The following is a 12,343-nucleotide window of genomic DNA, read 5'->3' as shown; positions in this document are numbered from 1 at the left end:
ATTTTAACAAGCAATTTATAGTATGAAAAAAATATTATTAGCAGCTCCGTTGTTGGCTTTGTTCTTTACGGCTTGCAATCCCATAGTCGAAGAAGTGGGAATGGACAGTAGTGTATCTGCCGACGATTTGAGTAATAGCTTTGAGCTGGTTGCCAAGAGTGAAGGTAACAACAATATTACGGTCAGGCAGTCCACTGCTCGTTATATCAAGGTCTGTTCTGCAGATAATGATGCGGTAGTCGTTGAAGGTACAAGTCAGAATCTTAGTTTTCAGGTTGTGCCTCCTGCACGTGAAGTAAGTTATTATATTTCTACTATCAATCAAGATGGTACAGTTGTAAAGTCTTCTGCGAAATCTTTGAATGTAACGACGTTTACGGACTTGCCTGTTATCTTTGATGCTATTTTTGGTGTTGATGGTGGATTTGGAACTACTACTTGGACGTGGGATGATACTCAATCTCGCTATTGGGGCAATGGTGCTTGGGGAAGTGATACGACGCCCGGTTGGTGGGGTGCGCCCGATCAAGCTGATATTGATGAGCAAGCTGCGGGGAAAGGCATGCCAAACGATGGAGCCGGTGCTTGGTTCTCGCTCAATTTGAGCGGTGTTAATACCAGTCGTGGTGAGAAAGGAACTGTTACGGTCACTACTGATCAAGCTGTAGTTGGTTGGGGAATCGGTACGATGAAATTCAATGGTACTGTGCCTTTGTTGGGTGTATTGCCTAATGATGGCAACCAACGTTGTTACACTTATCAGATTATCAAGGCTGATGGTGAGCATCTTGTGTTGGCGGCTCCTTCGTCCAATGGTTATGAAGGTTGGTTCTTCTGCTATAAGAAGATTCCCAACAAGTAAAAGTCGGTTTTTGAGTAGTTAAAAGCTAATATAGGGGGAACAATGTTATAGTTCCCTCTTTTGACTTACAAATTCTGTGTACAATGAAAAATATATTTTTTACTCTATCTTTTATTTTGTTTGCGTTAGCTGTAAATGCTGGCAATAAACAAACAAATGAGGTTTTTGGACCGTATTCAATGGCAAATAACCTTCCTACTCCGGAAGGATATGCAAGGGTTGTAATAACTTCGACACCCGAATTTACGGGTGGATCTATAACTCTTCTAAATCAGGATACTGATGAAAGTATTATGTTGCACGGAAGTGTTACATATATGAGTATGTGGTTCTATTTTATACCAAGTGGAGTGTATGTTGTTGAATCTATAGCTGATGGTTATTCTGCGGTCGTGAATGCTGATGGTGTCGTAGGCGTTGGTTCGACCGTGACATTTCATAAAAGTGGTCATGTTGGATTTGCAGTTATTGATAATTCCAATAAGTAATCGCTATTTACTGAATGTATGAAAGATTTTTAAACCCAAAGCAGTTGTCGTTACCCCCGACCTTATTGGTCGCCCGTAACATCGGATAATTGTAAATGCATTAACCGAATAGTACAATTGTTTAATGGTTAAATCAGGAAAAGGCGAGTCGTGAGATTCGCCTTTTCGCATTCATTCTCTATTGCCTTTTCGGATGCAATTCACATTCCTTTTTGTATTACCCCTGATGTCAGGGCGCAGAATGTTTCTTTTTATCCCTGCATCTCCTTCACCTCCTTCTCCCATCCTCCTGTTCATCGGCTTTCCCGGTGAAACCGCTTTCCACCCTCATCGCCCCGCCTTTGCATCGCGCGACACACCGTAGTATCCCGGCATGGCCCGGTAGATGGGTTGCGTGGGTTTCCCCACATTCTTCAGCTTGCCCTCTTGCTGCAACCGTTTCAGGTGGACGTTTGCGGTGGTGCGTGCCATGCCGCACAGCGCTTGGAAGTCACTGCGAATCAGCACGTCGTGGTCGGCAAAGTATTCTTTCAGCTTCATGTCTATCTCCACTTCCGAAAGCTTCAGGGAGTGGCGGGTGTATTTGCTGCGGATAGCACTGACTCCCGTCATCGCTTGTTTCAGCCTGACGTCGGGACGGAAGCTGATGCTCTTCAGCCGGAGTTTCAGGTGCTTGTTCGGGGTACTGCGGGTCACTTTCTGTGTGGCTTCCAGGGTGGGGGCGAAGTAGCCCAGCCCTTCGATGTGCACCTCGTGCCCGTCGCGCAGTTCTTCGCCGCAGATTTGCGTCAGACAGTCTATCGCGTTCATCACGTCGCCCACCGTGAGCGAGCTGCGGGCATGCACGCGGTTGTAGAGCTGCCGCATGGTTACTTTCCCGTTGAGCAACGGGCGGGGATGGAGGCCTCTCTCTTCAGGGGCTTCCTCATTGGTGCCTGGATTCTCATACCAGTCATATAGTATTGCCATATCAATAGGTTTTAGTGCGTTCAACGTATTTGTTTCTTCCCTCGGAAGTGTCTTCCTGTAAGTGAACGACTCCGGTCGGCCGAACGAACAACTCGGGCCGTTCGATTGGACGACCATGGTCAGCCGATTGAACGACCCGGGTCGTTCACTTATAAAGAACCTTGCAAAGGTACTGAAAATAAAGGGTTCCGCAGCATAAATAGGTATGTTTGTCAGCAGGAATGATTTTTGAAGAATAATCGGAGAATGGTTTGCAAAACGCCCTCGGCAGGCAGTAACTTTGGCGAAGAGGCGAGAGGAAAGAAAGGGTGATGCCCTTCCCCGGAACCGCCAAACAATCATTTTAATAAAAATACTTATGAAGAAAAAACTGATGACTTTGCGGCAGCACCGACTCTTGAAGGAGGCGGGCCGGCTGATTGCCTTTTCGGAAAGGCTGAAACACGTACAAAAAGAAACGACCGACCGAAACCGGGAGGAGCGGGAAGAGCAGCGCTGCCGGAGCGCGAAAGCCGCAAGCGCCGTGACTGCACTGAGCGGCGACATCGAGGAGTTCCTCACTTCGCGCTACGACTTTCGCTATAATCTGCTGACGGATGAAACCGAGTTCCGCCCCGCCGGACAACGCTCTGCCGCCTTCACCCCCGTGGGCAAGCGCGAGTTGAACACTTTCTGCATCGAAGCCCATGCCGAAGGTATTCCTTGCTGGGACAAGGACCTGAGCCGGTACGTCTATTCCACTTACATCCCTGCCTACCATCCCTTCCTGCTCTACATGGACGAACTGCCCGACTGGGACGGCAAGGACCGGCTGACTGCGCTTGCCTGCCGCGTCTCTTCTCGGCCTCACTGGGTGCGGGGATTCCATACCTGGATGCTGGGACTTGCCTCGCAATGGATGGGCGTGTCCGGGCTGCATGCCAACAGCGTGGCTCCCGTGCTTGTCAGCCGCGAACAGGGACGACGGAAATCCAGCTTCTGCCGTGCCTTGATGCCCGATGTGCTGGCACGCTACTACACCGACAACCTGAAACTGACCTCGCAGGGACAAGCCGAAAGGATGCTGGCGGAAATGGGGCTGCTCAATATGGACGAGTTCGACAAGTATGCCGAAAGCAAGATGCCGCTGCTGAAAAACCTGATGCAGATGTCGGTGCTCAACATCCGCAAGGCCTATCAGCAGAACTTCAGGCAACTGCCCCGTATCGCCTCGTTCATCGGCACCAGCAACCGCTTCGACCTGCTGACCGACCCCACGGGGAGCCGGCGTTTCCTCTGCATCGAGGTGAAGCACGACATCGACTGCACCGGCATAGAGCACGACCGGATTTTCGCCCAACTGAAAGCGGAACTCATTGCCGGACGGCGCAGCTGGTTCACCAAGTCGGAGGAGGAGGAACTGCAACGGCACAACGAGGCTTTCTATCGTGTCAGCCTTGCCGAGGAGGCGGTTCGCAGCTTGTTCCGTGCCCCGCTTCTGGCAGAGAAGAGCATCGACCTGACTGCCGCCGACATCTTTGACGAGTTGCAAAAAACGCATCCCGCCCTGATGCGTGGCAGCAATCCCGTGCAGTTCGGCTCGGTGCTGTTGCGGGCGGGACTGAAACGCCGGCATACGAAGTACGGCAACGTATACGAGGTGGTGAGAAGGAAAAAAGAAGTTTCACCGGAAAGGGTTGAACGATAGGGAAATAATGCGAAAGGTGAAGGGGTGAAGGAAGAGAAAGCCGGTTTATAGTCTCATTACGGATTGACATAGATTCCTATTAATTCAGACAGAAGAACAAAAAGACAAAAGAAAGAAAATATGTTCTTTTGTCTTTTTGTTCTTCTGTCTGAAAAATGTAATGATATGTCAAGCCTTTCTCAATCTTGGCATATCCATTTCTCAATATTGCGTGTCTGTCCGCTGAAGTTCACCCCTATCTTGAACAGTTGCCGTCCGTCGGCTTCGAAAGGCGAGGCGTAATGCTTCTCGTTGATTTGTCGCAACGCTTCTTCGGCGGTGCCTTCCAGCTTGAACTCCATGACGTAGATGTACTTGTCGGTTTTCAGCACGAGGTCTATCCTGCCTTGCGAGGTATGATACTCCACGTTTACATAGAATCCCAGCAGTTTGAACACGATAAAGAGCACATTCTGATAGTGAAGTTCCTGGTCGCGCACAAGCTCGTAGGGGGTGTCGGCAAAGAAGCTTTGAAGGCGGTGGAAGAAGGCGTCGTAATTGCCTGAACGTATTTCTCGAACAAAATTCTGTATCTCAAACGGTGCTTCTACCTTGTTGGTCTTGGCATAGAACGGCAGCAGGAAGCGGACAAAACCTTCTTCTACCTCACGGTTTGGAAAGCCTAATTTATAGATGCCAAACTCTTCATCGTAGTTCTTGATTGTCAAGTACCCGCTTTGGTAAATCACCGGAATGGGGTTGGTGGATTCGGAGTCGATGCTGTTCAGCACTTGGGCGTCGGTCTCCTCGTAGGCCATGCGTTCCAGGTTGTAGTGATGCTTTTTCAGCAGGTTCACTAAATAAGTGGGCGTGCCCGTCTCGAACCAGTAGCTGCCGAACTGTTTTCGGTCAAAGGCATTGAGCAGGCTGAAAGGGTTGTAGATGCCGATGGAGTTGGGGGTGAAGTGGTAACCGTCGTAATACTCCTTCAGCTTGTCGCAGAATTTGTCATACGTCATGCCTTGGGCTTCGGCAAATGCGTGTAATTCGTCTTCCAGATACTCATGCAGTTCCCGGTTGCTGATGCCGCATATGTCGATATACTTATCCCACATCGAAATGTCGTTCAGGTTGTTCAGGTCGCTGAACACGCTTACCTTTCCGAACTTGGTGACGCCCGTCAGTATGGCAAACTGGATGCAGCCGTCCATCGTTTTCAGTACGCCGTAGAAAGGTTTCAGCGTTTCGCGGAACTCCTTTTGCAATGCCTCGTTGCCGATGGCTTGCAGCATGGGCTTGTCGTATTCGTCTACAAGGATGGCCACCATCTGTCCCGTCCGTTCGTAGGCACGCTTCACGATGCCGGCAAAGCGCAGGCTGAGGGACTTCTCCCACGGTTCGGAATCGTAAATCTGTTCCCAGTCGGACAACGCGGCATTCAGGATTTTATCCAAGCTGTCCGGTGTGTCGTACTTTCCGATATTCAGGTCCAAGTGCAGTACAGGACGCTTCACCCAATCCTTTTCCAGTTTCTCTATGGCCAGTCCCTCGAAAAGTTCCTTCTTTCCCAGAAAGTAGGCTTCGAGCGTGGAGATGAGCAGGCTTTTGCCGAAACGGCGGGGACGGCTCAGGAAATAGTAGCTGCCCGTCTTCACCATCTTATATGCCAAGGCGGTCTTGTCCACATAGAAATAGCCGCCTTTGCGCAGCTTCTCGAAGTTCTGGATGCCGATGGGATAAATATTTTCGCTCATGATGACTGTATATTTTATAGATTTCTACAAAAGTAACTTCTTTATAAGAACAAAACAAGCGAAAGTTGCGATTTTCACTACTCCTTGTCGGATAAAAAACTTATCTTTGCGATTGAAACAATCTCTTGTTAATGATATGAAATACACATCATACTCTTATCCTTCGGGCAGGGCGGAAGTGGCTGCATTTGTTGTAACCGGCGGAGTGACGGAATACCATGTGATGATACATGCCACCGACCCGAAACAGACCTATCGCGAGCAGATGAATGCCGTGCTGGATGCGTATGCCGCTTTACTGAAAAACGAACTGTCTGGAGCCGTGGCGGTTTTTAAAAGATACTTCCTGAGTGATGCCGCCAACCAGGCGGAACTGTTGCTTGCCGCTACGGCGGAAAGCTCCGATTGCGCGCTGTCTGTGGTGGAACAGCCTCCGCTGGATGGTACCAAGATTGCTTTGTGGGCCTATCTGCAGACCGATGTGCAGACACGAGTGCTGCCCAACGGACTGTATGAAGTGAAACACGGTGCTTACCGCCAGCTCTGGATGGGAGGCAGTTTCAACCGTGCCGCCAATTCGGAATACCAGATGCGTCTTTTGCTCAACGACTATGCCATGCAACTGATGGAAGAGGGGTGTACCTTGGCCGACAATTGCCTGCGTACCTGGATATTTGTGCAGAATGTGGATTGCAATTATGCCGGTGTAGTCAAGGCACGTAATGAGATGTTCGTCACCCAGAACCTGACGGAGCATACGCACTACATTGCTAGTACCGGCATCGGCGGGCGTCATGCCGACCCCAAGGCACTGGTGATGCTTGACGCTTTTGCCGTAGCGGGATTAAAGCCCGGACAAATCAAATATCTCTATGCCCGCACACACTTGAATCCCACTTACGAGTATGGGGTCAGCTTTGAGCGGGGAACGGCGGTGGATTACGACGACCGCCGACAAGTGCTCATTTCCGGTACGGCGAGTATCAACAACCGGGGGGAAGTGATGTATGCCGGAGATGTACGTCGTCAGACAGAACGGATGTGGGAGAATGTGGAAGCTCTGCTGAAAGAGGCTGACTGCGGCTTTGGAGATGTGGGGCATATCATTGTCTATCTGCGTGATATGGCGGACTATACCGTAGTAAAGGAGATGTTTGACGAACGCTTTCCCGATACGCCGAGAGTGATTACGCTGGCTCCTGTCTGTCGTCCGGGGTGGCTGGTGGAAATGGAGTGTATGGCGGTAAGGAAACTCTAATCTGTATAAGGATGAAAACACGTATCTTGTTTTTCTGTATCAGTTGCCTTCTTTGGGCAAGTTGTGGAGATTCCGGACAGAATTATGTGATTGAAGGAACGTTGCCGTCGTTGAAATACGACGGGGAATGGATATACCTCGTGCCGATGGAGAATGCGCCGGGGCGGGTGGATTCTGTAAAGATAACCAATGCCTCTTTTTCTTTTTCCGGACAAGGGGAGGAGATGAGGGTGTTGCGTCTGCGCCATCTGCTGCGTATCTACATCCAGGAACTGCTGGTGGTGACGGAGCCGGGAACCATACATGTGAAGGCCGACTCTGTCGGCTCGGTAACGGGCACTCCGCAAAATGATGCCCTTCAGAAATGGAAAGAGGGGAGGGAAAAGAAGCAAGAGGCTTACCATTTCATCCGGACGGGACTGCGGAATGCCACCGGAAAAGATTCACTGCATCTGATGCAGATACGTGACAGTTTGAGGATGCAGGAGCAGGAAACGAACTTTCTTTTCCTGAAAGAGCAGGGAAACAATACGTTGGGGGCATTCATGCGGAAGATGGTGCGTGGCTCCTTGACAGAAGAACAACAAAAACTGTTGGATGAAAGCTTGCAGAAGGAAATACATTGAATGGGGAGCGGCAGGAATCGGTGCTTTGGCGTTGTTCCTTTTTTTCTTCCGGATATTGCCCTATCATCTGTTCCATCGGGAGCAGACACAGCTCTTTTTGCTTGCCACCGAACCATTGGCTGGGTATCTGCGGCATCCGGCGGCTCTGGCACGTCTGTCGGGAGATTTCCTCACTCAATTCTTTTATTACGAAGGGGGTGGTCCGGCCATAATGGCTGTCGTGCTGTTGCTTTGGGGAGTGGTGGTGTTTCGTTTGTTGGTTCCGTACATGGGACGTTGGGCCTGGATTCCTACGGTGTTGGCGGTGGCTTGGGAGGCAGGAAGGCAATGCGGATTGAGTTATCCGCTTTCCGGCACAATCGCTTTAACCGGTATCGGAGGTGTTTTGTTGTTGTGTCGTAGCTGCATGCGATGTTCGTGGAAGTCGGGCTTACCGGTAAGCATATTGGCGGTATTGTCCGGCTATTGGCTGTTTGGCTGTGGCGATTGGTCGTCACGATGGTACAATATGCCCGATTTAGGGCGGGAATATCTTTTGGCCTTGGATTCGGAAATGTATTTCGGCCGTTCGGAAAAAGTACGGCAACTGTTGGCGGAGGGTGAATACCGCTCTCCGTTCACTGCCTATTATTATAATTTGCTGAATGCACAGCAGAACCGACTTCCCGACCGGCTGATGGATGGTTATCAACCGGCTTCGCAAGGGCTGTTTCTGCCCGTGGCTCCCCATTCTACCTACCTCACTATTTATGCAGCCAATGAAGTCTGGTTTGCGTTGGGAGATATGACGATGGCTGAACATGCTGCCATTCTGGGAATGATTTTTTCTCCGCATCATACCGGAGCAAGAGCTGTCAAGCGTTTGGCGGAAATCAACCTGGTGAACGGTGATGAGGCGGCGGCTATGAAATATCTTCGTCTCCTGCAAAAGACAATGTGTTACCGTGATTGGGCAGAACGACGTATTCCTGGAAAACAGACGGCCGAAGTCTGCCAATGGCTGGAACGGAAGCGGTTGTTGTTGCCTGCAACGGATACTTTGCGTTCTTCTGCCGACATTCCGCTTTCACTTCGTCATCTGTTACGTAATAATCCTGATAATACGTTGGCATGCGATTACCTTCTCTGTTTTGATTTGCTGAATAAGGATATTGGGGCTTTCGCCGGAGATTATCGGGAGTTTGCTGCAAAGAAGTTTCCTTCCAGATTGTATGCCGAAGGTTTACTTATCTATCTTGCCGGGAAAAAGGCTTCGTTGGATGAAGTGGAAAAATGGAATATACCGCCTCAAGTATTGGATGAATTTGGCGATTATACCCGACTGTACGAGGCGAATGGTGGTAATGGTGCCCCTTTGCAAGCCAAATACGGAAAAACATATTGGTTTTATTTCCACTATGCTACGATGAAAAAGGGGAAGTGATTTATGATGAACATAGATATGAAATATATACAAGTTGTTGTGGGGCTGTTACTGTGCTACTGCCTATATGGTTGTAATCCCCGTCCGGAGTCTGTACAGCCTGCAGACCGGTTATTGGTGCTCTATCCGGAATATCAGGATGTAACCATTCCCTACAATGTGGCTCCTTTGAATTTCCTTGTGCGGAATGAAGGGGTGGATGCGGTGTGCGTGAGTGTAAAGGGAGCATCGGACAGCTTGCAGATAAACGCGCGCGGTAGCAAGGCGGTGTTCCCCTTGAAAGCCTGGCGTGCATTGTTGGAAGCGGAGAAGGGACACGTTTTGGAAGTGACTGTTACTGCCCGTACCAACGGCCGCTGGCTGCGCCATCCTTCCTTTGCATGGCAGGTGGTGGCGGACAAGCTTGACGCTTATGTCAGTTACCGCCTGATAGAGCCTGGTTATGAAGTATGGAATGCCTTGCAGATACGTGAACGTTGCGTTGAGAATTTCGAAGAGCGTATTTTGGCAGATAACAGCCGGACAGAGGGCAAATGCATGAACTGCCATGTGCACGGAGGAAATAGTGGCAACCTTTCGATGTTCCATCTTCGGGGCGAGGGAGGAGGAACTGTCCTGAACCGTGACGGCAAGCTCCGTAAACTTGCATTGAAGAATGAACAGATGGTATCTGCTGCTGTCTACGGTGATTTTCATCCCGGTGGGCGGTATGGCGTGTTCTCGTCCAATGTGATTATCCCTATGTTCCATACGGAAAGTAACCGCCGTCTGGAAGTCTATGACACTGTTTCCGATTTGGCTGTCGCCGATTTTGACGGGAACCGGATGATTCTATCTCCGCTCACGGCAGATTCCACCGTACTGGAAACTTTTCCCACATTCTCTGCCGATGGGAAATGGATATATTACTGCTCAGCTCCGACTGTGCCATTGCCGGACAGCGTACAGCAATTACGCTATTCGCTTTGCCGCATTGCGTTCGATGCCGATCACGGCACCTGGGGCGACCGCGTGGATACCCTTTGGAATGCCCGGCTGGAGAAAGGATCCGTGTGTCATCCGAAAGCCTCACCGGACGGACGCTACCTGCTCTATACCGTTGCCGATTATGGAACATTCCCCATCTGGCACCGGGAGACGGAGTTGCAGCTGATGGATTTGCGGACGGGTACTGTAGACTCCCTGCCAATGGTCAACTCCAACCGTTCGGACACTTATCACAGTTGGTCGTCAGGCAGCCGTTGGTTTGCCTTTGCCAGCAAGCGGGGCGACGGGCAGTACGGGCGGGTTTATTTTGCCTATCTGGATGCCGAGGGGAAGGCGCATAAGCCTTTTGTGCTACCTCAGTCCGACCCTGAAAAAGACGATCTGACATTGAAATCCTACAATATCCCCGATTTGTCGGCCACTCCCGTTCCTTTTGATGCTTCTTCCATCAAGCGGATAAACCGGCAACTGAAGGCAGAGGAATTCAAATGACAAAATATTCAATGTGACAAATGGTAAATTGTAAAATAGTAAATGATTCTATGTATATATTTCTGAAAAAGACTTGGAAGATAGGGGTGTCGATACTTTTCGGCATAGTGGTGCTTCTCTTCTGGGGAAACGTATATCCGGCCCATCTCTCCTATCAGGAACAGTTTCAGCTTTTCTTGTTCGATGCTGATTACTTTTGGGAACGGATGGCTGTTCCAGGCGGACTGGCTGATTATATAGCCGAATATCTGACACAGTTTTATTATCACGTGTGGGCAGGTGCCAGTATCCTGGCTTTTTTGTACGTGTTGTTGCAACGGTTGGTTTGGAAACTGGCGAAGGAGCAGGGTGCGGCTGATGTGTATTATCCGCTGAGTTTTCTGCCCATCATTGTCTTGTGGCATTTCATGGGTGATGAAAATGCGATGCTGTCATTGGTGGTGGCTCTGCTGTTAGCATTGTCTGCATCCTGCTGGTATGCGGATTTGAAGGGGAAGTGGCAGCGTGTCGCGTACATTCTGATAGTCCTTCCGCTGCTTTACTGGACAGCGGGTGCGGCACACTTCATCTTTATGGGCTGGGTGATTGTACGCGAGTTCCGGTTGAATCTTAAAGGTAAGAATTTCTGGGGTGGTGTCGGAGTGTTCTGGGGTGTAGGATTGTGGGGTATCGGCTGTCCGCTATTGGCAAGCATGTGGGTGCAATTCCCCATTTACCGTCTGATGGGCGGTATAGGATATTACCGTTTCCCGGCAGTGATTCCTTGGATAGAGATAGGGCTTGCCGTATTGCTGGTTGTCCTTCCCTTCTTGCTGGCAGCTTTGCCCGCTTTGAAGAAGAAGCCGGTGTTTTATGGAGTTCTGCAAGTGGTGGCGGTAACATTGTTCGGCTATTACTACGTGGCGGCCGGTTGCGATGTGGATAAAGAGGAGGCGATGGAGTATGATCGGCTGGTACGTAATAAACAATGGCAGGAGATTATAGAAAAGGCAGAAGAGAAGTCACCGGTTTCACCTTTCGGCGTGACCTGCCTGAATCTTGCTTTGGGAAAGACCGGACAGATGGGCGACCGCATGTTCGAGTTTTATCAGAACGGGACGAAAGGGCTGCTACCGGAGTTCCAGCGTGACTTTACTTCGCCGTTGCCCACCAGCGAGGCATATTATCATCTGGGAATGATAAATACGGCACAACGCTTCACTTTCGAAGCGATGGAGTCGATTCCCAACTTCAATAAAAGCAGTCGTTGCTTCAAACGGCTGGCCGAAACCAATTTGATTAACGGGCAATATGAGGTGGCCGCCAAATACCTGCGGGCACTGAGAAAGACCCTTTTCTATAAGGATTGGGCGGAGGAGGCTATGACTTATCTGTATGATGAAGAAAAAATAAATGCCCATAAAGAATGGGGCTGGCTGAGGCAGATACGTTATACGGAGGATTTTTTGTTCAGCGACCGGGAGATGGACATCATGCTGGGGTTACTGTATCAACATGACCACCGGAACCGGATGGCATTCGAGTATATGCTGGCATACGTCTTGCAACAGCGTGATTTGGAACGTTTCATGAAGTATTATCCGCTGGGCAAGCATGCCGGTTACGACCATATTCCCCGCAGCTATCAGGAGGCGTTGGTATATGTATGGACACAGACGCACAAGAACTTTCAGGGTATGCCGTGGAGCATTTCGCCCCAAGTGGTGCGGGATGTAACGGAATTTGCGCGGATATATACCTCGCAGCAGAATGCCCGGCAGATGTTGGAGGCGCGTTTCGGCAGTACATACTGGAATTATTTGCTACTAAGAAAGTAAG

The 12,343-nt window shown here is 50.0% G+C and carries 10 protein-coding genes; 8 read left to right on the top strand and 2 right to left on the bottom strand.

The genetic code is table 11. The features are described 5' to 3' along the window. Nucleotides 1–22 precede the first annotated feature (22 nt). Both HU824_RS03095 and HU824_RS03090 read left to right on the top strand, forming a co-directional pair. Nucleotides 23–862: a hypothetical protein gene (locus HU824_RS03095; protein ID WP_176468054.1), complete on the top strand. Its 840-nt coding sequence runs from the start codon at nucleotides 23–25 to the stop codon at nucleotides 860–862. Between the two features lie 83 nt (nucleotides 863–945). After that, nucleotides 946–1,350, top strand: a complete 405-nt coding sequence (locus HU824_RS03090) for a hypothetical protein (protein WP_176468053.1) — start codon at nucleotides 946–948, stop codon at nucleotides 1,348–1,350. 327 nt (nucleotides 1,351–1,677) lie between these two features. Here HU824_RS03090 and HU824_RS03085 read toward each other — a convergent pair whose 3' ends face one another. Beyond that, entirely contained in the window at nucleotides 1,678–2,319 is a 642-nt protein-coding gene (locus tag HU824_RS03085; RefSeq protein ID WP_151875114.1) for an HU family DNA-binding protein, read from the bottom strand. 358 nt (nucleotides 2,320–2,677) lie between these two features. Here HU824_RS03085 and HU824_RS03080 point away from each other — a divergent pair, with 358 nt between their 5' ends. Then, nucleotides 2,678–4,006 carry a VapE domain-containing protein gene (locus tag HU824_RS03080; RefSeq protein ID WP_176468052.1) on the top strand — a complete coding sequence of 443 codons (1,329 nt, stop codon included), beginning with the start codon at nucleotides 2,678–2,680 and terminating at the stop codon, nucleotides 4,004–4,006. Between the two features lie 179 nt (nucleotides 4,007–4,185). On the opposite strand, the gene HU824_RS03075 is transcribed toward HU824_RS03080, so the two are convergent. Continuing rightward, on the bottom strand, nucleotides 4,186–5,739 hold the full coding sequence (locus tag HU824_RS03075; RefSeq protein WP_176468051.1) for an ATP-binding protein: 1,554 nt from the start codon (nucleotides 5,737–5,739) through the stop codon (nucleotides 4,186–4,188). Nucleotides 5,740–5,875: 136 nt separating this feature from the next. Between HU824_RS03075 and HU824_RS03070 the strand changes: the two genes are divergently transcribed. From HU824_RS03070 to HU824_RS03050, 5 genes are read left to right on the top strand one after another with little or no spacing between them, the layout of a single operon-like run. Further along, on the top strand, nucleotides 5,876–6,997 hold the full coding sequence (locus HU824_RS03070) for a Rid family hydrolase (protein ID WP_176468050.1): 1,122 nt from the start codon (nucleotides 5,876–5,878) through the stop codon (nucleotides 6,995–6,997). Nucleotides 6,998–7,008: 11 nt separating this feature from the next. After that, entirely contained in the window at nucleotides 7,009–7,623 is a 615-nt protein-coding gene (locus HU824_RS03065; RefSeq protein WP_176468049.1) for a DUF4369 domain-containing protein, read from the top strand. Further along, nucleotides 7,595–9,046, top strand: a complete 1,452-nt coding sequence (locus HU824_RS03060) for a DUF6057 family protein (RefSeq protein WP_176468048.1) — start codon at nucleotides 7,595–7,597, stop codon at nucleotides 9,044–9,046. The genes HU824_RS03065 and HU824_RS03060 overlap by 29 nt, the downstream gene beginning before the upstream one ends. A gap of 3 nt (nucleotides 9,047–9,049) precedes the next feature. Further along, entirely contained in the window at nucleotides 9,050–10,525 is a 1,476-nt protein-coding gene (locus HU824_RS03055) for a PD40 domain-containing protein (RefSeq protein ID WP_176468047.1), read from the top strand. Between the two features lie 50 nt (nucleotides 10,526–10,575). Continuing rightward, on the top strand, nucleotides 10,576–12,342 hold the full coding sequence (locus HU824_RS03050) for a DUF6057 family protein (RefSeq protein ID WP_176468046.1): 1,767 nt from the start codon (nucleotides 10,576–10,578) through the stop codon (nucleotides 12,340–12,342). Nucleotide 12,343: the final 1 nt, after the last annotated feature.

The organism is Bacteroides sp. L10-4, assembly GCF_013373675.1.
GTDB lineage: Bacteria > Bacteroidota > Bacteroidia > Bacteroidales > Bacteroidaceae > Bacteroides > Bacteroides muris.
Note: the sequence above shows the minus strand (reverse complement) of the source record. Positions and strands in the feature narration are given on the sequence as shown.